Below are 23198 nucleotides of genomic sequence, written 5' to 3' on the forward strand. Positions count from 1 at the left end.
GTCACAATCAGCGTTCGATCCGTATTGAGACACAATGGGGGCTGATCGATGAGTTCAAGGCCAACATAGTGGCGGACGGTCAGCAGGGCAACGATGATTTTAGAAAATCAGTCTTCAAGTGGGTCGCTACGTACCAGGCTCAGGACCGCGGGAACAACAAGGATATGAACAGTACTGCTATGATCATGTATATGTCTACCTTCGTATGTGATATTTGAACGGGTTCTGCACTACATCCTCTGTCTGATGTAATGTGCTTTGGTGTGGTCCCACGGTCGGGAGCGGGACTAAGCTGCGTCACTCGTCCGCTCGTCGGAGCTGCTCGCCGTCGCGCTCGATGACGTCGCGCTCGATCAGTGCGTCGATGACTGCCTCCGATTCCCGACGTTCGATCTCGTAGGCACTTCTGGCGACCGTCTGGATATCGTCAGCGTCGACCGGGAACTCCCGATTCTGGAGGAGCTTGACCACGCGGTTGTACGCCGACTGCGAGAAATCCGCGTCGGCTGCTGGGGCTGTCGTCTCGTCGGTTGCCCCGTCCGTCGAGTCCTCGCGCTCGTCTGTCTCTGCCCGCCCCTCGCTCGCCCCGGTTGGATTCTCGTCTCCCGGCTGTTCCTCAGTCGTCTCGCTCGTTCGATTGGGCGCTGGGTCCGTGGTGCCCGTCCGGTCGTCGGTCGTCTCCTCCTGCTTGCCGGCCCTCGCGTCGCTGCCGTGGTTTCCGGCAGATTTGCCTTCGTCGTCTTCCGCTCCGTCGATCTCGAGGAGATCGGGGCGCTCGTGATCGAACCCGTCGAGTACCGAGTTGTCGGGTCCTGATCGTGTGGCTTCTCTGTCTTCCTCACGTGAAAGCGTCTCCTGGGCGGTATCTGGCCCGTTAACCGCTCCGGGCGCAGTCGCTGCGTCGACGACCCGCTCGACGACTGTCGAGAGTTTCCGTCGACACTCTGGACAGAGGACGACCGTACTCTGGTCTTCGACGCCGGGACGGAGATCCCGCGGGACGACCGGATACTCTTGGAGTGGAGCCTCTACCGCGACGCCACAGAAGTAACAGGATGCCAAGCGGTCCATGTCCGGGTGGTAGGATCGGGCGGGGCAAAAACCCCGGCGGCCCACTCCCGAGCCCGTCCACTCGGTCAGTCCGCAGCGTGGGCGTAGACAAACGCCCGCAGTAGCTTCCCCGCCAGCGCGGCTGCCTGACCGTCGTCCCGATCGTTGACTTCCACCACGTCGAACCCGGTGGCGTGGGGGGCAACCTCCCGAACCAGGCGGTCCATCGTCTGTGGATTCAGTCCACCGGGTTCCATCGTCCCGGTCCCCGGGGCAAACCCTGGATCGGCGGCATCGATATCGACGCTGAGATAGACCGATTCGTCGTCGAAGCCGGGCGTCCAGTCGCGGACGTTCGCGGGCGGGACGACGGAGACGTCGGCCTGACTCGCCCGATCGTACTCGGCTTCGCTGCCCGCCCGCGCTCCGAGGATCACCGCCCGATCGGCCACGTCGAGGGCGTGACGGGTCACCGTCGAATGGCTGTCGGGATCGCCGGCGTATTCTGCCCGCAGGTCGAGGTGGGCGTCGAGACAGACGAAGACGTCCGGGTCGATCGCGCGGACGCCCGCGACGCTGACGGTATGCTCGCCGCCGACGAGCAACGGCAGGAGTCCCTCCGCCTGCAAGTCCCGTAACTCGCCTTCGAGGAAGGTCAGGTACTGTTGGGCGTCGCTGATCGCACCGACGGCTCCGACGTCGCCGTGATCGTAGACGTCACGCGCCGAGAAGTGACTGTTCGTTTTCGGGTCGTAATCTTCGAAGGAGCGTGCGAACTGCCGGATGCGATCCGGCCCGAAACGAGCGCCCGGCTGGAAGGTTGTCGAGACATCGAGTGGCGCACCGACGACCGCATAGGCAGCCGACTCGCGGTCGGCGAGTGCGCCGGGAAAAACCATCTATACGACCTTGCGCTGCTCTTCGAGTTCGAGGTATTCGATTTCGTCGTCGGGTTCGAGATTCTCGTCTTCGGGGACGCGCATCGTGAACGTCTCGTAGGTCTCCAGATCCATCACCTGAGCGTCGTTGCCCGAGACCGAGACGACCTGGCCCTGTTTGCGCTCGATGATCGGGACCCAGACCTTCGCGTCGACCGGCTGGGAGAGACTCCGCTTTTTGCCGTCGAAAACGCCCTTCCCGTCGATACGGGCCTTCGCACTGCCGTGTTTCCCTGGTTTGGCCGTGCTGTAAGACGTGATCTTGCAGGGCGTCTCGTCCATCATCACGTAGCTCCCTTCGTCGAGCTCTCGCACTTCGGTCTGCTGTTTTGCCATGTGGCGGGATTGTCCGGGGATGAGTATAAACGGTTTGGAACGCATCGCGTCGTCACTGGCGGTTTCCCGGCCATTTCCGGCGCCTACGTCCAGCGATCTTCCGTGGGCGATTTGGCCTCCTCGTCACTGACCGGGCCGTCTGCCCCGATCGCCGGGCTGTCGGGCTGTCCCGTTTCATCACGCTGTCGCATGTTCTGGCGCGTGAACTGGGGTTTGGCCCGAATCGACTGCCGCTGTCGGAACGACCGATAGAGACCGAACAACACGAGCAGTGTCACCAGCAGCGAGAGCAGCGTCGCCCGGACCGTCGAAAACGAGTACAGCACCGCTGTCGAGACGAACCCGCCGGTCGCAAAGAGTCCCAGCACGAGCCGCGCCGCGAGAGCGTCCAACAGGCCGTCGGAGTCCTCGAGGTCGGCCCTGACGTAGAAGTCGTCCCGATCGATCCGGTCGAGCGTCGTCTCGAGTTTCGGTGGGATCCGAACCGCCGACCGTCCTGCCTGTCCGACTTCCTCGACTCGATCGCGAACGAACTCCCTGGCACTCTCCTCTAGATAGCCCTCCTCTCGGAGGAAGTCCGTCGCTACGTCGATGAAGTCAAACTCCGGATCCAGCGTCACGCAGACGCCTTCGACGACCGTCGCGACCCGGAGGACAAGCGCCAGGTTCGATGGCAGTCGGAGCGGGAACTCATAGATCGTGTCTTCGACCTTCTGGATGATCTGCTGGACGCGGTACTGTCCGATATCCTCGCCCCGGGCGTCGGCGATCGCCAGTTCCATCACCTCGGCCATGACCTGTCGGTCCGCCTCCGGTGAGAGTGTCCCCATCGCGATGAGTGCATCGAGGATGGCGTCGATGTCCTGGTCGGCGACGGCCATGTAGAAGTCGATGATCCGGTCTTGAAGGTAGGCATCGACCCGGCCGCTCATGCCAAAGTCGTAGAACACGAGCGTCCCGTCGTCTTGGACGGCGAGATTCCCGGGATGGGGGTCAGCGTGATAGACCCCATCCTCGACGATCATCTGGAAGTACGCGCGTTCGAGATTCTCGGCCAGTGCTGTCCGGTCGACGCCACGCCGATCGAGTTCCTCGACGTCGTTGATCTTCGTCCCCTCGATGTACTCCATAGTGAGGATCCGTCGCGTCGAGTGGGTCTGGACGACAGGCGGGATTCGAATGCCCTCCTCCGCAGTGAAGTTTCCCCGGATCTCGGTCAACATCTCGGCTTCGCGCTCGTAATCCATCTCCTCGCGGATCGTCGTGGCGAACTCGTCGGCCAGTGTCTCGAGGGAGAACGATCGCGCATCGTCGACGAAATACAGGATGATGGGCAACAGCCACTGGACGACCTGCAGGTCGGACTCGACGAGCTGTTCGACGCCCGGCCGACGTACCTTTACCGCGACTGGATCGTCCCCGACTTCGGCGTAATAGACCTGCCCCAGACTCGCGCCGCTGATCGCCTCAGTGTTGAACTCGCTGAATCGCTCCTCGACTGTGCCCAGCTCGTCTTCGATGACCGCCTGGGCCTTCTCCCAGTCGGCTGGGGGCACGCTATCTTGGAGTTTCGAGAACTCCTCGACGTACTCCGGCGGGAGCACGTCCGGCCGCGTCGAGAGCAACTGCCCCAGCTTGATGAACGTCGGCCCGAGTGTCAAAAGCGACTGCAGCAGTCGCTCGGCTCGATCTCGGCGTTGCTGGCTGGAGACACTCCGGCTTCGACCGAACAGAAGGAACCGCCGGCGGTCCCGGGCGTAGGTGAGCGCAAGCGGGAGGAACTGCCGGACGACGGCGACAAACCGCCAGTAGGTACGGAGGGACACCCGACAGCCACCCCTAGGCGTCCTCGACGGGAATCGACTCGCTCGTCGTCACGGTCGATTTCGGGAGTCGGAGTTCGAGGACACCCCGCTCGACGGTCGCTTGGGCATCGCCGGGGGCGACGGCCGGCGGCAAGGGGACCTCGACGTCGAGGAACAGCGATCGCTCCTCGGAGACGTACTCGAAGTCCGCGGGAATCGATTTCTCGCGACGCGCCTCGACGAGCAATCGCCCGTTCTCGACCGAGACGTCGACTGTCTCGGCAGTGCTGCCGGGCATGTCGAGTACGAGCAGGTAGGCATCTTCGGATTCGAGCAAGTCGGCGAAGACTGCCTCGGGCAAGTCCTCGATCGCCTCACGGAGCGCTGACATGGACCGTCTTTCGAGCGGTAGGGCCAAAAACACGGTGGTATCGACACTTCGAGGGACGCTTGCTGCTGTCACACGGCAACGGTCAGGCGACCAGCCCGACCGCGCCAAGCGCCAGTACGCCAAGGCCGAGAGCGACAGCCGCCAACCCGATCTTCGCGACTACCCAGGCGACGCCGCGCTCCCGACGATCCGCGAGCAAGAATCGACGAACTCCACGGCCATCGACACGGACGTTGACCTCGCCCCCGCGAGCACCCGCGGTCGGATCGGCGTGGGCGCGGCCGTAGACGTAACAGTCCTCGCCCGGATCGAGCCGCCGCTCGACGAAGCGCTGTTCGTTGCCAATATGCAACTCGGCGACCCCGATGTCCAGGGTCTCGTCTTGTGGCGAGACGTTCGGGTTCTCGGCGACGAACTGTCGGATGCGTTCGGGTGGGGTCGTCCCTGCAGGGACTGTTACCGTGTGTTCCTCGAACTCCCGGACCGAGCCAGCCGGTTCGACCCGACAACTGGCAGTGTCATCAGCCAGCCGAAAGGGGCCACCGACCAATCCCTGGTCGAGGGTCTTCCAGTACGTCCGCGAGCCGTGCGTGCCGCCGCTGGTTCGTCGTTCCTGGACGGCCCACTCACAGACGAGGGTCTCGACCCCGGAGATCGGTGCCTGGGCGGTCCCCTCACCGGGCTCGGCCGTCCCCATCACCTCGACCGGGCCGGTCTCGTTGGGCAGTTCGAAGACGGCAAGCGGGTCGCCGCGATAGACACGCCAGGCGAAGGACAACTCTCGAAGGCCAAGCGCCACGATTGCGAGTCCGACCAGCGCCACGATCGTGCCGCCGAGGAGGGCGATCGACACCATTTCACGACGCTTCTTCTGGCTAGCAGATGAGCATTACGCTGGTGTGTCATCCCGGACAGAGCCACTCGACCCGCTCAAAGGAGTTCGTCCAGCCGCTTGACGTGCTGCTCGCCGTCGATGTCCCCCGGGCGGTCGGTCCCATCGAACCGTTCGACGTGGATCCCGTCTAGGCCGGCGTTGTGGGCGGCTCGGACGTCGTGAGGGCTATCACCGACCATGACACCAGCGTGGCCGTTGGTATCGACACCAAGATCGCCCATCGCGCGCTCGACGGGCGCGGGATCGGGTTTCCACCCGAGGTCCCCGTCACAGCAGACGACGGCGTCGAACTGTTCGCCAAGGCCCAGCGTCTCGAGGGTCGGTCCCGTCAGGTACGGCTGGGAGTGAGTGACGATCCCGGTCGGTGCGTCGATCGTCGAGAGCAGTTCTCGGGCATCATCGTACAGGTAGGCCGCCTGTGCCCGGGCCGTTGGGTCTTCGATCTCGTGATAGGCCGGCCAGAACTGGTCGGGATCGAGTCCCCACTCCCGGAGCTGGTCGTTTCGTGATCCAGTGAGTCCATGCCAGAGGACCCGGATCTCTCGCTCGTCGAAGTCGTAGTCGAGTCGCTCGCCGACCCGATCGAACACCTGCTGGGGATAGTCGCCCTCGACGTCGACGAGCGTCCCGTCGAGATCGAACAGCCAGAAATCGTATTCGGGTGGCCGACTCATCGCCACCCAGTAGGACACTCGCCGCTATGAGCGTTCCGCACGCTATCGGTGACTGCCGTTGCACTCTCCGATCACGGCGACCGTCGTCGCCGGGTGAACCTTATTGTCACGGCGACCACCACTTCCGATATGCAAGCCGAAGCCTGGGAGTCCATCGACGTGATCCACAACACCAAGGGTGAGCCACACGTCCTCCAGCAGAAAGTGACGGTGTACACTGCAGGCGTCACCGAGGAATCGTCAGGCTATACGAAGCCAACGATGGAGCACCGGCTCGTCCCGTTGGCCGACATCACGCAGTAAGCACCGGCTCTCTTCGCGGGAACGAGCCGACGAGCCGTCGGCTACCCGGTTGATAGTGTATTAGGAGAATCGCGAGTCGCGTCGAAAGCCTTACTGGCGGACGACGTTGGTCGCGCGGGGGCCCTTCTCGGCCTGTTCGATGTCGAATTCGACTTCCTGTCCTTCTTCGAGGTCCGGGCCGCCGACGTCTTCCATGTGGAAGAATACGTCTTCGTCCGCATCCTCAGTCTCGATGAAACCGTAACCGCCAGTGTCGTTGAAGAAATCGACCGTACCAGTTGCCATTGCGAATCTACTGAGGGGAGTGGGATGTATAAGGCTTCCGAGAGATGGCGTACCACGGGGACGCGAAACACGCCCCATGAGTGTATCTATCGCCCGGCATACGGACTCTCTTCACGTATCGCTGTCTCGCAACGTTTCGTGGATGCCAATCACTAGCCCTGGCACGACGATCATGAACAGGTGCTCTTCGAGCGGAATGGCGAGCAGGTCGATCCCAGTCCGTAACTCGATGGCGAAGATGCCCACTTCGAGCGTGTACCAGTCCCAGACGTACGCCAGCGGATAGAGGACGACGATACTTCGGGCTGCACTCGCGATGGCCTCGCCTCGCCACAACAGCGCCAGGGCGAGCGCGCCAAAGACCACCTCCGTCGCGAGGTAGGTGTACGGACCGAAGACTCCGATATCGATCGGGAGCGGCCCAGCCATTGGCCGATACCACAGTGCGATCAACAGGAGCGCGAGAAACACGTACGCCCCACGGACCAGCAACATCGTCGCCAGCCGCGGGTCGGCCCGGCGCGCGATCGCCGCGACGCCGCCGAACGCGAACACTGCGAGTATCGTCCCCGTCGGGAACACGCCGGTTGCGGCCAGGCCGGCCACGCCGAGCAATCCGGCGGCCAGACACCCTTCGGCCGTTTGGCGTGCTCGCGACCGCCCGAGGACGACGGCGACCGTTCGCTTCTCGATCGACCGGTCGTAGGCGTAATCCTGGGCGTCGTCGATCACCTTGATCCCCAGTAGCACCGCGAGCAACACGCCCGCCAGGCCCAGGACAGCTGGCGTCAGCGAGCCGTGGCCGGCGACGAACGACCCCAGTAGCGCAAGCGCGATCCCGGCTGGATACCCACCGGTCGCCGTGACGGGATTCGTATCGAGTTGCGGGGCGTGGAAGTATCCCAGCGCCCACGTCGGCGCGGTCAGGGCGGCACCACCCAGCCCAGCCGTCAGGAAAACCCCGGTCAGCGCGGCCAGGAAAACCACCCCGGCCGCGACCAGCCCGACCCGACAGCCAGTGGCCGACAGCGGGTGATCGTCGTCCTCGCCGCGGACGAAGAAGTCGACGTAGCCATCCTTGAGGTGGGCGGTGTAGACGGCTGTGAAGATGGCCGTCGCGTGCAGCGCAGCGATCGTCGGCCCGAACGAGCCTGTCTCCCGGGCGGCAAGTAGCGATCCCGTCAGTGAGACGGCCACCGGGGGCAACATGAACACGGGGTGGATCTGGGACGCCAGCGCTCGGGCCGCCGGTAGCGTGCCGGACTGACGCCGGGCGATCGCCATACGTGCTTCTCGGTATCTATCCGCATAGTCGTGTCGGCACACTCAAATGTTGCTGGCGAACCGGCGAGTCAACCCCGCCGTCCAAGTGACTACAGCCCCCACTTCCTCCTATGTCAGAGACGGCTGTCGTCTGGCTGCGGCGTGACCTGCGAGTGTACGACAATCCGACACTCGCCGACGCGTGTTCGGCCGATCGCGTTCTGCCGGTCTACTGTTTCGACCCACGGCGGTACGGCCCGCGGCAGTTCGGCGGCCCCGCGTCTTTCGAGTACGACGGCATCGGTGCCGGTCGGGCACAGTTCGAGCGCGAGGCAGTTGCGGACCTGCGCGAACAGCTTCGCGATGCAGGCGGGGACTTGCTCGTCCGCCACGGGCGTCCCGACGAGGTGGTGCCCGATATCGTCGAGCACGTCGACGCCGACCGCCTGCACTGCCAGACGCTTGCGCTCCCCGAAGAGCGGACGCGCGAACACCAGCTTCGAGCGGCGGTACCGGACGACCTCGCGGTAACGCGACACTGGACGCACACGCTCCATCACGTCGAGGATCTGCCCACGCCGTACGACGAGATGCCGGATACGTTCACCCCGTGGCGCAAGGCGGTCGAGAACGAGAGCCACGTCCGGGATCCGCTCGACGCGCCTGCTGTTCCACCGCTGCCGGCGGACACGCCCGAGGCCGGATCGATCCCCGACCCCGACACCTTGGAGGTCCTCGGCGACGTGCCCGATGATGACCGAATGGCCCTGGAGTTCGCGGGCGGGGAAACCGCCGCTCAGGATCGTCTCGAGGAGTACGTCTGGGAGAGTGACTCCCTCCGGGAGTACAAACAGACCCGCAACGGGCTGGTCGGCCGGGACTATTCCTCGAAGTTCTCGGCGTGGCTGAACGTCGGGTGTCTGTCGCCCCGCAACGTCTATCAAACCGTCCAGGCCTACGAGCGCGAACGCGTCGCCAACGATTCGACGTACTGGCTCCGCTTCGAGTTGCGCTGGCGGGACTTCTTCCAGTTCCAGTTCGCCAAGTACGGCGGGCAGTTCTTCAGGCCGGGTGGGATCCGTGAGCGGACCGACATCCACTGGCGTCGCGACGAGGCTGCCTTCCAACGCTGGCAGGAAGGACGAACGGGGGTGCCGTTCGTGGACGCCGCTATGCGGGAACTCGCGGCGACAGGCTACGTCAGCAATCGCGCTCGCCAGAACGCCGCCTCCTTCCTGGTCCACGACCTGAATATCGACTGGCGGTGGGGTGGGGCCCACTACGAGCACCACCTGCTCGATTACGACCCGGCCTCGAACTACGGCAACTGGGCGTACATCGCGAAGGTCGGCAACGACAGTCGCGAAGGCGGGTTCGATGTCCTTTCCCAGGCCGAGCGGTACGATCCTGGCGCGGAGTACATCACCCAGTGGTGTCCGGCACTCGACGGGTTGATCGCCGAGTACGCCCGCGAGCCCTGGCGGATGAACGACCGCGAGCAACGCGACCGTGGCGTCGTCCTCGGCGAGGACTATCCCGAGCCGATGGTCGATCCCGACCGACTGTGAGAGTAAACTCCTCGCCTGCTAGCTGACCAAAGCAACTGACGCCCCGTTCGTCGAATACGATCAGAAACAGGCCAGATTGTTCTTCCGTCGCTACGATACCGTCCAGAACATCGCCGTCTGCTCGTCGTGGATTAGCAGCCAGTGCACGAGTTGGCGGGTACACTCGGGACACTGCTCACTATCTCGCTATCTGCTTATTGACAGAAAACCCGCTCGACTTGTGTACTGGACACGTCACGAAATGGCACTCACAGACATATCCACAGTGGACTGCTGTCCGTATCGTAGTCACTTCAGGCCCGTTGGCACCATTCGACCGCTTCCTCAGCCGAATCAAACGATTCTGTTTCGACGTCGGTCTCCGTCTTCATTTTCACAGTCGTCGACATCATTCCCTCAGCGACGTACGCGAGCCGATCTATGTTCACGTCGTCGGCCAATTTTGACCACTCTTCGTTGATGTGGTCGAGTGAATCTTGGATGGCACTTCCCAGCGACTCTGCATTTTCAATGACGATGACTGTGCCATCCATGCTGTCTTTCCCTGCTTCCTCCCGATAGTGGTCTTGTCCGTGCTCTATTTCGCCGGAGTCAAAATACGCGGCGAAGTCAGTAATTCTCCACACCCCGACACTACCGGATCGTTCGTACTCGACGTGACTGAGATCGTCTATTGACACCATGTCACATTGTACGACCGGGCAGGACATTAAAACATAACCTCGAATATTCAGTATTGAGAATTGGTCGATAGAGTGAGACTCGCTCTACGACCCACGCAAGCAGGTTCGGGACAACGATCCGGGCGGCGGGTTTATCACGCAATACGTTCCCGAATTGCGATCGTTCCCGACAGCATACCTCGACCGGCCAAAACGAGCGCCACAATCCGTCCAGCAGGAGTGTGGCGTTATCATCGGCGAGGACTATCCCGCCCCGATCGTCGACTTCGAGGCGCGCCGCGAGGCGGCTCTCGATCGGTGGGCAGCCCTTTCGGATCGTGCCCGGGAAGCGCTGTCCGATCCGGCAGTGGCCCGGCGAGCATCGCTGTCGCGCTCTCGCGATAGGCAGGGAAGCCGGACCGACGACGGTGTCTGCCCTCGGCCGGACGAGCAGGCCGGTCTCGATGACTTCGTGTGCACGGGAGGCGATCGACACCAGCAAAAGCGCTTACTGCCGGGTCTTCGAAGACCGAACCATGACCGCGACTTTCCCAGCGAACCGCAAGCATAACCTGGCGATCGAGTTCTCGCGGTACGCCGCCTTCGGTGTCGGCGACGTGCTCGAAACCGACGAGGGCACAGCGGTAACTGTCGAGGATTTCGCCTTTCGGTTCGAAACCGACACGTTCGTCTACTGGTTCGAGCAACTCGATGGCTCCTATACAGAGCCCGAACTCGCCGACTGGGCGCTGATCGAGGAAGCCGACCGCGAGGAGTACGTCGACCCCGGCTTCGACGGCCAGCAGATTCCAGACCCGGACGCCGCCGGTGAGTGACCGGGCGGACGCTTTTTGCGCGTTGGGCCCCGAACAGCACGTATGACGAGCGAGCCCTGCGACGGCTGCGGTGCGGCAGTTCGGATCGCCGGCGGTATCGGTGACATGTGGAGTGTGGATCAGTCAGCGACCGGCGGGATGACGCTGGAACTGGCCGATGGGACCGAACACTTTCTGTGTCACGACTGCATCGAAACACTCCCGGACGACCGTGAGGTCCGTGCCGAAGACGTGGCCACACTTGGCGAGTGAGCGGTGTGATCGGTCCCCCGCCGTCACTGTCCGCTGTCCAGACGTGGTGACTACTATTTTGCCTCTGTAGTGCTCAATATTGCTCTCTGGTCAACGTGGGGCCGTTTCATCTGCTTTGTCGCCGACGTCAGACACGCCTCCCTGTGGGACATTTCCACACGAACAGAAGGGGTTCTGTGGCGCAACTCCAGTGTCGCCGCTTGCCCGTTTCGGCCGTCACTGGAAACGAGAGCGCTTTCGACGAGCGGTGTCTGCTCACTCGACGACAGCGACGTCCGTGATCTCGAACCGTGCACCGCCGTTTTCCCCCTCTGCCACGGTGATGTCCCAGCCGTGAGCGACGACGAGTTGCCGAACGCTCGCGAGACCGAATCCACTCCCCTCCGTGGCCGTCGAATAGCCGGCCTCGAAGATTCGCTCACGGTCTGGGGCTGGCACGCCCGGGCCATCGTCTTCGATGTACCAGCCGTCTCGAAATCGGCCGACAGTCACCGTCACGTTCGCGCCCGCGTGTTCGAGGGCGTTCTTGAACAGGTTCTCGAACAGGCGCTCCAGTGCGCGCTGGTCTGCCTGGATCGTCACGTCGTCTTCGCACTGGAGAGTTGCACAACCAGGGGCCAGCGACTCCCACACTGGCTGTGCCACTTCGAGCAGACTGGTTGGGTGTACTTCGGAGACGAACTCTCCTTCCCGCATTACTTTCGAGAGGTCCCCCAGGAGAGTCTCCATGCGTTCGAGGGCGCGTTCGGCCGCCTCGAAGTGTCTCTCTTCGCCAGTTTCGGCGGCGAGTTCGAGCCGTCCCCTGGCCGTCTGCAGCGGCGTCCGGAGGTCGTGAGAGACGACGCTCCCGAAGTGCTCGAACTGTTCGAGCTGCCGCTTTAGCTGCCGTTCGCGTCGCTTGCGTTCGCTAATGTCCCGTCCGACGCCGGCGACGTAGACGTTGCCCTCTTGGTCGGCCAGGCGGCGTTTCCGGAATTCGAACGGAATCGTCTGGCCGTCTTTCCGGACGAGTTCAGCCTCGATCGTCGAGGCTCCATCGAGGAACGCCGCTTCGATATCCGCCCGGATTCTAGCCCGGTCCGTGTCAGCGAACAACTCGAGGGCGTCCATCGATAGCAGCTCTGCCCGCTCGTAGCCGGTCTTTTCGACTGCCTGCTCGGTCACACGAACGATTTCGCCGTCTTCGTTTAGGACGTAAACAACGTCTTCGAGGACGTCGAGTGCGTCTTCCAGAAACGTTCGGTCGTGTTCCCGCGAGCGCCCGGCGTCACGCTGGTCGGAGATATCTCGCATCACTTGCAAGAACCCTTCGTGGGTGCCTTCCGCGTCGAAGACCGCGCTCGTCGTCACGTCCGCCCAGAACGTCGACCCGTCCGACCGCACGCGCCAGCCCCCATCCTCGACGGTTCCTTCTGTGCGTGCTTCGTCCAGTCTCTGTTCGGGGACGGCCGCCTCACGTTTATCTTCGGGGTACAACGCCGAGACGTGTTCACCCAGAATGGCCCGGCTATCGTAGCCAAGGAGCCCCTCGGCCCCGTCGTTCCAGCTCGTGACGAACCCTTCCGGGTCGAGGCTGACGATCGCGTATCCCTCGACGGCGTCGACGAACCGCTCGAATCGCTGGCGCTCGCGCCGTAACGTCTGCTCGCGGTGTTTCTGTTCGGTAATATCGTCGACCAGACACAGCAGCGTTCCGGCGTCGGTCATCGCCAACGCGTGGTCGACGATTACCCGGTTGCCGTCCGCACAGACGTGGACGCTCTCGCCCGACCAGGAACCCGCCGCCGGGATCGCCGGCAGGATCTCTTCGTAGACCTGTTCGACGTGCTCGTCGGGATAGAGTTTCTCCCAGTGCTCGCCTTCTAGGTCGGCCGGCTCGTAGCCGAACGTCTCGGCGTACGCGTCGTTGACGTACAAGAAAGTCCCCGCTTGGTCGATAAACGAGATACCTTCCCGGGCCGTTTCGATCGCTTTGAACGTGTGCTCGACTTCCAGTTCCGCGTAGTACTGTCTCGTCGCGTCTTCGATTCGCTTCGCCAAGACCGTGTACTGGTCAGTACCGCTCTTCTTGGGGGTGTAGTCGGTGACACCAGCCGAGATCGCCTCGCTTGCGATCCCTTCGTCGCCCTTGCCGGTGAACAGAATAAAGGGGAGATCGGGCCGCTGCTCCCGGATGGCATCGAGCAACTCCAGACCGGTCGCCCCTCCCATATCGTAGTCGCTGACGACGCAATCGACGTGTTCGTTTTCGATCGTTTCGAGGGCCTGTGAGACGCTCTCGGCACGCAGCACCTCGATCGTGTCGCCCTCACGCTCGAGGTAGACCGCGACCATCTCCGCGTAGGCCTGGTCGTCGTCGACGTGGAGGACGGTGATCCGATCGGAGTCCCGAAGTAACCCGGCCCCAGCCCGCGAATCGGGCGGATCGGAGTCTGTCGTCGCCATGTTCACACTAGGGTCAGGCTCCGGAAATGCGTTTGGCCAGTCACTCACGGCTCCCGGTCGCGATGGGTTCGCGGCACCCTTTTGCTATCGCTCCTCGAAGGCCCGGCTATGCGTGCCGACGAGATGCATCCCCAGGCCCGTGCCATCGTCGATCGACAGCGACGACTCGGCCTGCCACCGATTTCCCGGTACGATCGACGACTGATCCGGGCGCTCGAACGCATCGGGACGTGGATTGGGGGCCGAGGCTCGCCCGCTGTCGGAGCGACGACCGACGGGACTATTTCCGGTCCCGACGACGATATTCCGGTTCGTGTCTACCAACCGGACCAACCGGGACCGTATCCGACACTCGTGTACTTCCACGGTGGGGGCTTCGTCTTTGGCAGTATCGCGACCCACGATACGGTCTGCCGGCGGCTCGCCAGAGAGACTGGCGCGGTCGTCGTCTCCGTCGCGTACCGACTCGCGCCCGAGCACCCGTTCCCAGCGGCCGTCGAAGATGCCTTCGCCGCCACTCGCTGGGCGGCGACCAATCCGGACCGTCTCGACTCGGACGGCCATCTGGCCGTAGCTGGCGACAGCGCGGGTGGGACACTGGCCGCCGTGAGTGCCCTGTTGGCCCGGGACCGTGACGGCCCGGCGATCGACTACCAGATCCTGCTGTACCCCGGAATCGGTATCCGGGACGACCAGCACTCGGTGGCCCAAAACGACGGGATCGCCCTCGCTGCTGAGGATCTCGAGTGGTTCCAGGAGTGCTACTACGAGAGCGAACTCGACAGCCACAACCCCTACGCCGATCCGATCCATGCCCGTGATCTGGCCGGCGTCGCGCCGGCGACGGTCGTCACTGCCGGGTTCGATCCGCTCCGGGACGGCGGCCTCGCGTACGCACAGCGACTCGAGTCCGATGGCGTTGCCGTCACCCACCGCCACGAAGACGACATGATCCATGGCTTCCTGACTGCAGACATCGATCGCGCGGAAACGATCGTCTGCGACGTGGCGACCGATATGCACGCCGCGATCGGGATGCGGTGACCCGATTTGAGTGCCAGGCAGTGGGAAACACGGATCGGTGGTACCGTTATCGTTTCCGCACCCGCGGTGACCGAACAGTTTTCCGAATGCTGGCCCCACTCCACATATGCTTCGGCTGGCGGTCTCGACGCAAGCGGAGACCTACGAGCGACTGTCTGATCCTCTCGCCGACCGCGGGATCGAAGTCGTCCCGATTCGAACCGACGAGCGGACCGTCCCACTCGGAACTGATCCATTCCCTGCTGTCGACGTGGGCTATGTTTTCCCGCCACGACTGATGGAAGGTGACGTTGCGTCACTCGCCCTCGATGTGCCGTGGATCAACGACCGCGCGTGTGTGCTACGCTCGCGCAACAAAGCAGGGGCCCTCCAGCGCCTCGAAGCTGACGGCCTCCCGATTCCAAAGACGACGCTCGTCTCCAATCCCGTCGATCGCGAGACACTCCAGTCCGTCTTCGAACAGTTCGACCCACCTGTGGTGGTCAAACCCAATTCGACGACCCGCGGGAACGGGGTCACACTGGCTCACGATATAGATTCCTTCCTGGGCATTTGTGATTATCTCGACCTCGTCCACGACTACCGGGCAACTGGTGACCGGTCGTTTCTCGTCCAAGAATTCCTCCCGGACGCAACTGACTATCGTGTGATGGTCCTCGATGGTGAGTACGTCGGCGCCGTCGAACGCCGCCTGGCCGAAAACGATGTCGGGGGCCACTGGAAACACAACGTCCACCGCGGCGCAACCGCCCAGCCTGTCGATCTTGCCGAGCATCACCGTCGTCTCGCCGAACGGGCCGCCTCCGCGATGGACGTCCCCATCGTCGGTATCGACTTGCTCGTGACCGCCGACGGCGCCGTCGTTACCGAGACGAACGCACGGCCAACGATCGACGACGCCGAGAAATACATCGCCGGCTTCTGGGATCACGTCGCTGATCTCGTGCGCCGAACCGCGAAATGACCCTCTGGTTGTGAACGCGATTGCCGCTACTGGTATCCTCGTTCTCCTCGTTCAAATTCCTTCGTAGGAAGCATACTACTTCTGTCGTATATCTTCCCCGGCCAGTATCAACCGATAGATTGCAAGTTCCTCCCTGTGCAACTGTTGTCCAGCAGTATAGACAGGTATCGTTTAGTCACAAAAACATTATTATAGACTGTGTAAAATTAGTTGATGCTATGTCAGCGGTAGAATTGCATCAGTGCCCGGAGTGTGGGAGCGACGAGAAACAGAAAGTGGGCCAGGATTCGGTCCCGGGAGGAACCGATTGGCGTCACTACGCGTGTCTGTCCTGTGGCTACGAGTGGCGCGTTTGAAATCCTGCTGTCCCAACTTTGAGGTCCTGGGGAAAGATCGAACAGTGTCAGGAGAGGTCGATTGCCGCCGAGTCCTCGCCCGTCTCGAAGGTCACTTCTAGGATACCGTTGTTGTAACTCGCTTCGGCCGTGTGTTCGTCGACGCGGGTCGGGAGCTGCACCCGCTCGTGGTATTCCCGTTGATCGCCGGCCGCATCGATCGTGAGTCGTTCACCATCGCACTTGAGATCGATCGCGTCCTTCGAGACGCCCGGCAAGTCGGCGACGACACGTAGTCGTTCGTCCTCTTCGTAGACATCCAGATGAACGTTGTTCGTCGTCGCTGACTCGCCCTCGCGGCGTTCGACGTGCATGTCGAATTCACCACTGGTCATGTCGTTCATCATCCGCTCAAGCTCACGAAAGAAGTCGTTGAACGGGTCGTCGCGGTCGTCTCTTCGCATGCTCGCTAGTAGGGTCGAACGCATCAAAAGCCTTCTGAACGGCGAAATTCCCCCAGCCGTTGTCTCCCTCGAATTCGATTGCACGTATGTCTGTCCGTGCGTGAATATAGTGATATATACCGCCTTCACGAGTATCGATCGTGAGATACTCGCCTTTCACTTCGCCATATCGAAAAACATTTACTCAATGTTGCCGCTACCTTCATACGGAGCTATACTACTATGAGTGCAAGCGATCCGGTCCGCATCGGGATCAACGGCTACGGTCGAATCGGCCGCTGTACCCTCCGTGCTGCCCTCGAGAACGACGACGTCCAGATCGTCGGTATCAACGACGTGATGGACTTCGAGAAGATGGAATATCTCACGAAGTACGACAGTGCCCTTGGCAACCTGCCGTACGACGTCGAACGAGACGGTGACACGCTCACTGTCGACGGCAACGACATCGACTTGCTGAACATCCAGAGCCCCGAGGAACTGCCGTGGGACTCCCTGGACGTAGATGTCGCCATCGAGTCGACGGGCATTTTCCGCACCAAAGACGAGGCGAGCGCACACCTCGACGCCGGTGCCGAGAAGGCCCTGATCTCCGCGCCGCCGAAAGGCGACAAGCCCGTCCCGCAGTTCGTCTACGGCGTCAACGACGACGAATACGACGGTGAGGACGTCGTTTCGGCTGCTTCCTGTACCACCAACAGTGTCTCGCCGCCGATGTACGTCCTGCTCGAGGAGTTCGGCGTCGACGCTGCCGAGATGACGACGATCCACGCCTACACTGGCAGTCAGGCAATCGTCGACGGTCCCAAATCGAAGACCCGTCGTGGTCGGGCGGCCGCCGAGAACATCGTCCCGACGACGACCGGCGCCTCGACCGCGACGCCGAACATCCTGCCCGAACTGCAGGGCAAGTTCGAGGCCATGGCGATCCGCGTCCCGGTCCCGACCGGCTCGATCACCGAGATCGTCGTCGACCTGCCCGGCAACCCGGACGTCGAAGAGATCAACGCCGCCTTCGAGAAATACGCCAACGGCGAACTCGAAGGCTCGATGGGCGTCACCGACGACCCGATCGTCTCCCGTGACATCGTCGGCTGGGAGTACGGCTCCTGTGTCGACTTGCAGAAGACCTCGACCGTCCAGGGTGGCAAGCTCGCGAAGATATTCGCCTGGTACGACAACGAGATGGGCTACACCGCCCAGATGATGCGGCTGGCCGAAGACATCGTCTAATCGGTCCGATCCCATTCCGTAGTGTACAGGGACGCAATTTCTTTCAGAACACGAAACCCACCAATCATGGCTGCATTCAACACGCTCGATGACCTCGCAGATGGACAGCGTGTCCTGGTCCGCGTCGACCTCAACTCCCCAGTCGAGGACGGCGTCGTCCAGGACAACCACCGCTTTGACCGCTATGCGGAGACGGTCCGCGAACTCGCCGATCGGGACAACAAAGTCGTCCTGATGGCCCACCAGGGCCGGCCCGGCCGCGACGACTTCGTTTCGCTGGACCAGCACGCCGAAATTCTCGAAGAATACGTCGGTAAGCCGATCACCTTCATCGAGGATACCGTCGGCGACGACGCTATCGACGCCATCGAGGCGCTCGAAGCCGGAGAGATCCTGCTGCTCGAGAACACCCGGATGGTCGACGACGAACTGCCCGAGAAGGCCCCGAGGAACACGCCGACAGCGACTTCGTGAAGACGCTCTCGCCGTACTTCGACGCCTTCGTCAACGATGCGTACTCGGCGGCCCACCGCGCCCACGCCTCGACGGTCGGGTTCGCACTGGCACTGCCGGCCTATGCGGGCCGCGTCATGGAAGCCGAATACGAGTACAACACGGGCGTCGCCGAGCGCGCCCGCGAGACCGAGGGCCAGGTCACGATGGTCCTGGGTGGCAACAAGTCCGAAGACGTCATCAGCGTCGTCAACAATCTGGGCGACGCCATCGACACGTTCCTCATCGGCGGCCTGCCGGGCGAACTGTTCCTCCGCGCGGAGGGCAAGTCTGTCGGCTACGACGTCGGTGGGATGGACCTGCTTGACGACCAGTGGGACGAGACCAAAGACACGCTCGAAGACCTCGTTGCCAACCGTCGTGAGGAGTTCGAACTCCCCGTCGACTTCGCCTACGAGGACGCTGAGGGCGAACGCGCAGAGATCGCGCTGGCGGACATCGAGGAGAAAGAGACCGGCTACCTCGACATCGGCCACGACACCATCGAGGAGTACGTGCCGATCATCGAGGACAGCGAGGCCGTCTTCGTGAAGGGCGCGGTCGGCGTCTTCGAAGACGAGCGTTTCGCCGATGGGACAGTCGAACTCATCGATGCGATCGGTCGGACAGAGTGCTTCTCGGTCGTCGGTGGCGGTGACACCGCCCGGACGCTGTCGATGTACGGACTCGACGAGGACGACTACGATCACATCTCCATCGCCGGCGGCGCGTACCTCAACGCCCTCACCGGCCAGGAACTCGAAGCTGCCGAAGTGCTGATCGAGCAGGCCGACTGACGCTCGCCGATCTTCACGGTCCGGCCACTTCGCGTGGCTTTTTGACACTTTTCGGTAGTCATCCAGTTTTGTCTTAGATCTGACCTTTTGGTCCTGCAGATGTCCAACGACCACCGACAGAGACGTCGCTGCAGGGATATCGCTTCGAGGCTTGGCTCTACACAAATTGCGCGTCGGTCGTCGCGCCTCCGGTTTCAGGGCGTTTCGATCATTTCTCGTTGCGCGTACAGTCACAGCCGCCCTGTTCGAGGAAGGTGTCGACGTCGTACTGTGTTCCACACTCTTGGCACAACACCTGGACGCTGGCGAACACCTCGAAGTCGTCGACGTCGATGCGGTCGGTTTCGCCCAGGTTCTCGATCCGGGTTTCAGTGATCGCTTCTAGTCGTGTTTGTAGACGTTGGATCGACTCCTGGTCTTTTTCGATCTTCTCTTCGGCTGCTGGCTGCTCGTATTCGGCACCACGCCACTCTTTGAGGTACGAGCGGATCGCTTGGTAGGTAACGAAGTCTCGGTCGAGTTGCTCGAGATCGACACCGTTTCGCTGGAGCCGTTCACGGGTATCGGTTCGGACGCCTGCGCTGACGTCCGTGTCAGTGAGGTTCCGATAGATCGCGTCGACATCGTTTTCGAGCGTACTCATGCCCGCCTCAACCAGTGTCTGTGCCAGCAGTCGCTTGTTGAATAGCTCCGCAAGGTCCCGCAGGCTCAACCGTCGGTCTCCATCGGCCGTCCAGCGCGATTCGAGTTCCGCCCCGAGGTCGCCCAGATCGTAGCGGTCGATCAACCGTGCTACCTTGCTCGACGGCTTGTCTGTCTGCTCGTTGGCCATGGATCTATTTTCGTTTATCGAGCGCGAAACGCGACGGCTCGGGCATCATATTGAGGTCAATCGCCGGTAGTCGTCGTCGACAGCCTGGGCGTCTTCGGGCAGTAGCGCCACGACCAGATACTCCGCATACTCCGCGAAGTAGTCGATCAGTCTGGCGATCCGCTCTGCGTCGATCGCCTCCAGTGAGTCCAGCAACATGAAGGGGACGTCTTCGTGGAGGTCGTGGACGAGGTAGCCGGCGAGAGCGAAGACCAGGCCCGTAACCTTCCGCTCACTCTCACTGAGGTGGTCGATCGTATCGTCGTAGGCCACGTCGTTGTCCGTCGTGCGGACGACGTGGAGTTCGAACACCGTCCGATCGACTGTTTCTCTACCTTGCCGGACTGACTCTGTCGTCCGGTCGATCCAGATCCGATCGAGGTTTTCGTACTCCAAGATATCGAGGATCGCGTCCATGTGGTCGTTGAACGCCTCGACGGCTTCTTTCTCGATCTGTTCGATCCGCGTCCGAGCGTCCGTGAGTTGCTCTCCTAGCCGTTCGCGTCGCTCCCGTAACTCTTCGCCTTCCTCGATCATCGACTCGATTTCGGCGATCTCGTCGGTCACGTCTTCGAGCGTCGACTCGAGGCGATCGATATCGAATTCGAGCTGGTTGGCTTCTCGGTGCAGTGTGAGAATCTCCTCGAAATCGGCATCCTCGAACTCGTCGACCGTCGTTTCGAGGCGCTCGATCTCTTCGGTAAGTTCCTCACGACTGTCTTTCAGTGTGGAGATACGCTCTTGCCGCCGTTCGATTTCCGTCTCGATCTCTTCGAGTTCGCGCTCGATCTCGTCGCGTCGCTGTCGGGTACGTTCGATCTCTCGGCGCCGGGTTTCGTACTCGTCGAGCTCGTCGTTGACGTCGTTGAGCGTCTGGACCTTTTGTTCCCGAAGATCTTCGAGGGATGTGACTGTCTCTTCGATCTGGTCGCGCTGAACGCGTGACCCACACGTCCAGCAAACGACTTCTTCGTTGGCATCTTCGAGCAGTTGATCCGTGACGTTCCCGTTCTGTGCTCTTGTATCGTCTTCGACGTCACCCAGCAACTCGTAGTCTCCTTCTTCGAGTCGCTCCTGGTTGTAGCTGATGAGGCTCTGGAGGTCGCTTATCTCGCCGTTTAGGGATTGGCGGCGGTTCCGGAGTGTCTCGATTTTCTCGGCCAACTCAGTGTCATCGCTCTCTGGTGCCGGGAGCTCCGACAGCTCCGTCTCCCGTTCGGACCGCTCGCTCCGCAGCGACGAGATACTCTCCTGTTGGGTTTCGATATCTCGACGAACGGTTTCCAGTTCGGAGCGGACCGACCGTAGTTCTTCCAGTGCATCCTCGAACTCCGCTTTGACTCGTTGACTCTCCTCGATATCGTTTGAACTCTCGTCGATCGTCTCCTCGAGTTCGGCCAGCTCTTCGCGCTTGCTCTCGATCTCCGCCTCGATTGTATCCCGTCGTTCTTCGAGCTCCGGGAGATCGCGTTTGCGGGACTCGATGGTGGCCAGCTTGTCGTTGATCGACCCCTTCTCCTCGCGCAGGCGCTCGATCTCCTCTTTGATCTCTTCGACGTCGATCGGTCGCATAATGAGCTCGTGGAGATCTGCCCCGCGCGAGACGGCCAGTCGTGCCTCGTTTGCTTCGTGCAGAAAGGCGAACAACTCTGCGACCGTCGGGTCATCCAGATACCCATCCCCGTCGTACTGTACCGCCTCGCCAGCCGTCTCGAGGGTCCGCTCGTAGTCTTCTCCCCCCAGCGTCATCTCGACGCGGCCCTGATCAACATCCGCTTTCAGCGAGGCCTGATCGGACCCCATCCCAGCCATGATCGCCTGTAGAAACGACGTCCTGTTGGTAGCGTTTTCCCCCACCAGAACGGTAACTCCCGGTTCAACGTCGACGTTGGTCGACGTGATCCCGCCGATGTTTTCGACGGTGAACGACGCGACCCCGGGCTGTTGATCTCGTAGACTCACAGGCGGGAGTGGTCGCTATGTCCATTTAAACATATTGTTCGTTCACAAATATTCTTCGAACTCAAAATTATATTATTTACTATACTATACAAAAATATCTCTCCCGGGGTAGCTGTCGTCCAGCACCCGCTCAGATCCCTCTTTGCATGTTCAATATGGGCGAAAGATCTTCTCTTTTGTTTTCTGCTCGATTACTAGTGTCTCACTCACCCCGCCCGCGGCAGTCGTTATCGGGCGGACAACGGAATCGGTCGACGGATTCGAACTCCGGCGAGGCCGAAAACACTAATCGTTCGCCCCCGTACCGATTGCCATGAGCGACGACGATTTTCGCCGACCAGCTGAAACGGCAATCCAGCAGTGTCTCGGCCTCGAGGCCGAAGAATCCTGCCTGATCGTTACCGACGACCGACGTCGGCCGATCGCCGAGGCGCTGTACGCGGCTGCCAGCGAGACGACAGACGACGCGATGATCCTCCAGTATCCACCCGGCGAGCAGCATGGAGCCGAGCCCCCAACAACGGTGGCAACCGCGATGGCGAGTGCCGATGTCGTCCTCGCGCCCACGACCAAGAGCCTGAGTCACACGCGCGCTCGAACTGAAGCCAACGATGCCGGTGCCCGGGTGGCAACACTGCCGGGGATCACTGACGACGTGTTCACGACCGGCCTGAACGTCGACTACGCCGAGATTCAGGACCACAGCGAAGCCATGCACGAGCGGGTCGCTGACGCCGATGAGATTCGGGTCACCTCCGAGCAAGGGACCGATATCCGGCTCCAGCCTGGTGATCGCGAGTGGCAACTCGATACGGGCATCGTTCACGACGCCGGGGAGATGTCGAATTTGCCCGCTGGTGAGGTGTTTATCAGTCCGGCGACTGCGACGGGCACGATCGTCGTAACCGGGACGATGGCACCACACGGCCGACTCAGCGACGAGCAGGCGGTTCGCATCGCGGTCGAAGACGGCTCCGTCACCGAGATCGACGACGAGACGATCCGCGGCCAGGTCGAGGAAGCCGCCGCGGAAGTCGGCGACGACGCTTACAACCTCGCGGAGTTCGGGATCGGGACGAACGTCGGCGTCCGCCAGCTCGTCGGGTCGGTACTGCTCGACGAGAAAGCCGGCGGGACGGTCCACTTTGCTATCGGCGACGACGCGGGCTTCGGTGGTGACACTTCGGCACCGATCCACCTCGATGGCATCCTCCAGGATCCGACCGTCGCTGTCGACGGCGAGGAAATCACACTTCCGACGCCCTGAACGACCACGTTGGACGCCTGTCGGTCGCGTCGCTCCGACGGCGCTCTTTTACGTTCGGGTCGAGTA

At 62.0% G+C, this 23198-nt stretch carries 24 protein-coding genes and 1 pseudogene; 11 read left to right on the top strand and 14 right to left on the bottom strand.

Going from position 1 to position 23198, the window contains the following annotated elements; genetic code table 11:
- Window positions 1-297: 297 nt before the first annotated feature.
- The 7 genes from Hrd1104_RS01490 to Hrd1104_RS01520 all read right to left on the bottom strand — a co-directional run bounded on the left by Hrd1104_RS01490 (window position 298) and on the right by Hrd1104_RS01520 (window position 6089).
- Complete coding sequence (locus Hrd1104_RS01490; RefSeq protein WP_154551087.1) at window positions 298-1071, bottom strand: hypothetical protein; 774 nt, start codon at window positions 1069-1071, stop codon at window positions 298-300.
- Window positions 1072-1136: 65 nt separating this feature from the next.
- Window positions 1137-1949, bottom strand: coding sequence for an arginase family protein (locus Hrd1104_RS01495; RefSeq protein WP_154551088.1), 813 nt, complete (start codon window positions 1947-1949; stop codon window positions 1137-1139).
- Complete coding sequence (locus tag Hrd1104_RS01500; protein WP_154551089.1) at window positions 1950-2324, bottom strand: translation initiation factor IF-5A; 375 nt, start codon at window positions 2322-2324, stop codon at window positions 1950-1952.
- An 83-nt stretch (window positions 2325-2407) separates the two neighbouring features.
- Window positions 2408-4150, bottom strand: a complete 1743-nt coding sequence (locus tag Hrd1104_RS01505; RefSeq protein ID WP_154551090.1) for an AarF/ABC1/UbiB kinase family protein — start codon at window positions 4148-4150, stop codon at window positions 2408-2410.
- A 13-nt stretch (window positions 4151-4163) separates the two neighbouring features.
- Window positions 4164-4520: an Hsp20/alpha crystallin family protein gene (locus Hrd1104_RS01510; protein WP_154551091.1), complete on the bottom strand. Its 357-nt coding sequence runs from the start codon at window positions 4518-4520 to the stop codon at window positions 4164-4166.
- Window positions 4521-4602: 82 nt separating this feature from the next.
- A complete protein-coding gene (locus tag Hrd1104_RS01515) occupies window positions 4603-5376 on the bottom strand; it encodes a hypothetical protein (protein WP_154551092.1) in 774 nt (257 codons plus the stop codon).
- A 74-nt stretch (window positions 5377-5450) separates the two neighbouring features.
- Entirely contained in the window at window positions 5451-6089 is a 639-nt protein-coding gene (locus Hrd1104_RS01520; protein WP_154551093.1) for an HAD family hydrolase, read from the bottom strand.
- A gap of 129 nt (window positions 6090-6218) precedes the next feature.
- On the opposite strand from Hrd1104_RS01520, the gene Hrd1104_RS12995 reads away from it, so the two are divergent.
- On the top strand, window positions 6219-6392 hold the full coding sequence (locus Hrd1104_RS12995; protein WP_195837609.1) for a hypothetical protein: 174 nt from the start codon (window positions 6219-6221) through the stop codon (window positions 6390-6392).
- Between the two features lie 90 nt (window positions 6393-6482).
- On the opposite strand, the gene Hrd1104_RS01525 is transcribed toward Hrd1104_RS12995, so the two are convergent.
- Both Hrd1104_RS01525 and Hrd1104_RS01530 read right to left on the bottom strand, forming a co-directional pair.
- Window positions 6483-6677, bottom strand: a complete 195-nt coding sequence (locus tag Hrd1104_RS01525; RefSeq protein WP_008526685.1) for a cold-shock protein — start codon at window positions 6675-6677, stop codon at window positions 6483-6485.
- A gap of 111 nt (window positions 6678-6788) precedes the next feature.
- Complete coding sequence (locus tag Hrd1104_RS01530; protein ID WP_154551094.1) at window positions 6789-7961, bottom strand: lycopene cyclase domain-containing protein; 1173 nt, start codon at window positions 7959-7961, stop codon at window positions 6789-6791.
- A 110-nt stretch (window positions 7962-8071) separates the two neighbouring features.
- Here Hrd1104_RS01530 and Hrd1104_RS01535 point away from each other — a divergent pair, with 110 nt between their 5' ends.
- Window positions 8072-9508 carry a DASH family cryptochrome gene (locus Hrd1104_RS01535; RefSeq protein ID WP_154551095.1) on the top strand — a complete coding sequence of 479 codons (1437 nt, stop codon included), beginning with the start codon at window positions 8072-8074 and terminating at the stop codon, window positions 9506-9508.
- Window positions 9509-9801: 293 nt separating this feature from the next.
- On the opposite strand, the gene Hrd1104_RS01540 is transcribed toward Hrd1104_RS01535, so the two are convergent.
- Window positions 9802-10191 (bottom strand): hypothetical protein, encoded by a 390-nt coding sequence (locus Hrd1104_RS01540; protein ID WP_154551096.1) that lies wholly within the window; start codon window positions 10189-10191, stop codon window positions 9802-9804.
- Window positions 10192-10324: 133 nt separating this feature from the next.
- Between Hrd1104_RS01540 and Hrd1104_RS01545 the strand changes: the two genes are divergently transcribed.
- The 3 genes from Hrd1104_RS01545 to Hrd1104_RS01555 are packed head-to-tail and all read left to right on the top strand — an operon-like array spanning window position 10325 to window position 11258.
- Window positions 10325-10741 (top strand): FAD-binding domain-containing protein, encoded by a 417-nt coding sequence (locus Hrd1104_RS01545; RefSeq protein ID WP_229770582.1) that lies wholly within the window; start codon window positions 10325-10327, stop codon window positions 10739-10741.
- Window positions 10707-11006 carry a hypothetical protein gene (locus Hrd1104_RS01550; RefSeq protein WP_154551097.1) on the top strand — a complete coding sequence of 100 codons (300 nt, stop codon included), beginning with the start codon at window positions 10707-10709 and terminating at the stop codon, window positions 11004-11006. Before Hrd1104_RS01545 ends, Hrd1104_RS01550 begins: the two co-directional genes overlap by 35 nt.
- Before the next feature lie 42 nt (window positions 11007-11048).
- Window positions 11049-11258 (top strand): hypothetical protein, encoded by a 210-nt coding sequence (locus Hrd1104_RS01555; protein WP_154551098.1) that lies wholly within the window; start codon window positions 11049-11051, stop codon window positions 11256-11258.
- 255 nt (window positions 11259-11513) lie between these two features.
- Here the strand turns inward: Hrd1104_RS01555 and Hrd1104_RS01560 are convergent, their stop codons facing one another.
- Window positions 11514-13703 (bottom strand): PAS domain S-box protein, encoded by a 2190-nt coding sequence (locus Hrd1104_RS01560; protein WP_154551099.1) that lies wholly within the window; start codon window positions 13701-13703, stop codon window positions 11514-11516.
- A gap of 108 nt (window positions 13704-13811) precedes the next feature.
- On the opposite strand from Hrd1104_RS01560, the gene Hrd1104_RS01565 reads away from it, so the two are divergent.
- The 3 genes from Hrd1104_RS01565 to Hrd1104_RS13000 all read left to right on the top strand — a co-directional run bounded on the left by Hrd1104_RS01565 (window position 13812) and on the right by Hrd1104_RS13000 (window position 16067).
- Window positions 13812-14747 carry an alpha/beta hydrolase gene (locus Hrd1104_RS01565; protein ID WP_154551100.1) on the top strand — a complete coding sequence of 312 codons (936 nt, stop codon included), beginning with the start codon at window positions 13812-13814 and terminating at the stop codon, window positions 14745-14747.
- A 106-nt stretch (window positions 14748-14853) separates the two neighbouring features.
- Window positions 14854-15711, top strand: coding sequence for a RimK family alpha-L-glutamate ligase (locus Hrd1104_RS01570; protein ID WP_154551101.1), 858 nt, complete (start codon window positions 14854-14856; stop codon window positions 15709-15711).
- A 218-nt stretch (window positions 15712-15929) separates the two neighbouring features.
- Window positions 15930-16067: a hypothetical protein gene (locus tag Hrd1104_RS13000; RefSeq protein WP_195837610.1), complete on the top strand. Its 138-nt coding sequence runs from the start codon at window positions 15930-15932 to the stop codon at window positions 16065-16067.
- A gap of 47 nt (window positions 16068-16114) precedes the next feature.
- On the opposite strand, the gene Hrd1104_RS01575 is transcribed toward Hrd1104_RS13000, so the two are convergent.
- Entirely contained in the window at window positions 16115-16510 is a 396-nt protein-coding gene (locus Hrd1104_RS01575; RefSeq protein ID WP_154551102.1) for an Hsp20/alpha crystallin family protein, read from the bottom strand.
- A gap of 222 nt (window positions 16511-16732) precedes the next feature.
- Here Hrd1104_RS01575 and gap point away from each other — a divergent pair, with 222 nt between their 5' ends.
- Both gap and Hrd1104_RS01585 read left to right on the top strand, forming a co-directional pair.
- Window positions 16733-17743 carry a type I glyceraldehyde-3-phosphate dehydrogenase gene (gene gap, locus Hrd1104_RS01580; protein ID WP_154551103.1) on the top strand — a complete coding sequence of 337 codons (1011 nt, stop codon included), beginning with the start codon at window positions 16733-16735 and terminating at the stop codon, window positions 17741-17743.
- A 66-nt stretch (window positions 17744-17809) separates the two neighbouring features.
- A pseudogene (locus Hrd1104_RS01585) lies at window positions 17810-19032 on the top strand (phosphoglycerate kinase).
- A 208-nt stretch (window positions 19033-19240) separates the two neighbouring features.
- On the opposite strand, the gene rdfA reads toward Hrd1104_RS01585, so the two are convergent.
- Window positions 19241-19864, bottom strand: coding sequence for a rod-determining factor RdfA (rdfA, locus tag Hrd1104_RS01590; RefSeq protein ID WP_154551104.1), 624 nt, complete (start codon window positions 19862-19864; stop codon window positions 19241-19243).
- Window positions 19865-19909: 45 nt separating this feature from the next.
- The gene (locus tag Hrd1104_RS01595) at window positions 19910-21865 is read right to left on the bottom strand and encodes an archaea-specific SMC-related protein (protein ID WP_154551105.1); all 1956 of its coding nucleotides are present in this window, start codon (window positions 21863-21865) and stop codon (window positions 19910-19912) included.
- Window positions 21866-22178: 313 nt separating this feature from the next.
- Between Hrd1104_RS01595 and Hrd1104_RS01600 the strand changes: the two genes are divergently transcribed.
- A complete protein-coding gene (locus Hrd1104_RS01600) occupies window positions 22179-23132 on the top strand; it encodes an aminopeptidase (protein WP_154551106.1) in 954 nt (317 codons plus the stop codon).
- Window positions 23133-23198: the final 66 nt, after the last annotated feature.

This window comes from Halorhabdus sp. CBA1104, assembly GCF_009690625.1.
Classification (GTDB): domain Archaea; phylum Halobacteriota; class Halobacteria; order Halobacteriales; family Haloarculaceae; genus Halorhabdus.

What these genes read in the sequence shown, in the direction of transcription:
- Hrd1104_RS01490 (WP_154551087.1), bottom strand. Translation starts at nt 1,071, where the DNA reads ATGGACCGCTTGGCATCCTGTTACTTCTGTGGCGTCGCGGTAGAGGCT.
- Hrd1104_RS01495 (WP_154551088.1), bottom strand. Translation starts at nt 1,949, where the DNA reads ATGGTTTTTCCCGGCGCACTCGCCGACCGCGAGTCGGCTGCCTATGCG.
- Hrd1104_RS01500 (WP_154551089.1), bottom strand. Translation starts at nt 2,324, where the DNA reads ATGGCAAAACAGCAGACCGAAGTGCGAGAGCTCGACGAAGGGAGCTAC.
- Hrd1104_RS01510 (WP_154551091.1), bottom strand. Translation starts at nt 4,520, where the DNA reads ATGTCAGCGCTCCGTGAGGCGATCGAGGACTTGCCCGAGGCAGTCTTC.
- Hrd1104_RS01515 (WP_154551092.1), bottom strand. Translation starts at nt 5,376, where the DNA reads ATGGTGTCGATCGCCCTCCTCGGCGGCACGATCGTGGCGCTGGTCGGA.
- Hrd1104_RS01520 (WP_154551093.1), bottom strand. Translation starts at nt 6,089, where the DNA reads ATGAGTCGGCCACCCGAATACGATTTCTGGCTGTTCGATCTCGACGGG.
- Hrd1104_RS12995 (WP_195837609.1), top strand. Translation starts at nt 6,219, where the DNA reads ATGCAAGCCGAAGCCTGGGAGTCCATCGACGTGATCCACAACACCAAG.
- Hrd1104_RS01525 (WP_008526685.1), bottom strand. Translation starts at nt 6,677, where the DNA reads ATGGCAACTGGTACGGTCGATTTCTTCAACGACACTGGCGGTTACGGT.
- Hrd1104_RS01530 (WP_154551094.1), bottom strand. Translation starts at nt 7,961, where the DNA reads ATGGCGATCGCCCGGCGTCAGTCCGGCACGCTACCGGCGGCCCGAGCG.
- Hrd1104_RS01535 (WP_154551095.1), top strand. Translation starts at nt 8,072, where the DNA reads ATGTCAGAGACGGCTGTCGTCTGGCTGCGGCGTGACCTGCGAGTGTAC.
- Hrd1104_RS01540 (WP_154551096.1), bottom strand. Translation starts at nt 10,191, where the DNA reads ATGGTGTCAATAGACGATCTCAGTCACGTCGAGTACGAACGATCCGGT.
- Hrd1104_RS01550 (WP_154551097.1), top strand. Translation starts at nt 10,707, where the DNA reads ATGACCGCGACTTTCCCAGCGAACCGCAAGCATAACCTGGCGATCGAG.
- Hrd1104_RS01555 (WP_154551098.1), top strand. Translation starts at nt 11,049, where the DNA reads ATGACGAGCGAGCCCTGCGACGGCTGCGGTGCGGCAGTTCGGATCGCC.
- Hrd1104_RS01560 (WP_154551099.1), bottom strand. Translation starts at nt 13,703, where the DNA reads ATGGCGACGACAGACTCCGATCCGCCCGATTCGCGGGCTGGGGCCGGG.
- Hrd1104_RS01565 (WP_154551100.1), top strand. Translation starts at nt 13,812, where the DNA reads ATGCGTGCCGACGAGATGCATCCCCAGGCCCGTGCCATCGTCGATCGA.
- Hrd1104_RS01570 (WP_154551101.1), top strand. Translation starts at nt 14,854, where the DNA reads ATGCTTCGGCTGGCGGTCTCGACGCAAGCGGAGACCTACGAGCGACTG.
- Hrd1104_RS13000 (WP_195837610.1), top strand. Translation starts at nt 15,930, where the DNA reads ATGTCAGCGGTAGAATTGCATCAGTGCCCGGAGTGTGGGAGCGACGAG.
- Hrd1104_RS01575 (WP_154551102.1), bottom strand. Translation starts at nt 16,510, where the DNA reads ATGCGAAGAGACGACCGCGACGACCCGTTCAACGACTTCTTTCGTGAG.
- gap (WP_154551103.1), top strand. Translation starts at nt 16,733, where the DNA reads ATGAGTGCAAGCGATCCGGTCCGCATCGGGATCAACGGCTACGGTCGA.
- rdfA (WP_154551104.1), bottom strand. Translation starts at nt 19,864, where the DNA reads ATGGCCAACGAGCAGACAGACAAGCCGTCGAGCAAGGTAGCACGGTTG.
- Hrd1104_RS01600 (WP_154551106.1), top strand. Translation starts at nt 22,179, where the DNA reads ATGAGCGACGACGATTTTCGCCGACCAGCTGAAACGGCAATCCAGCAG.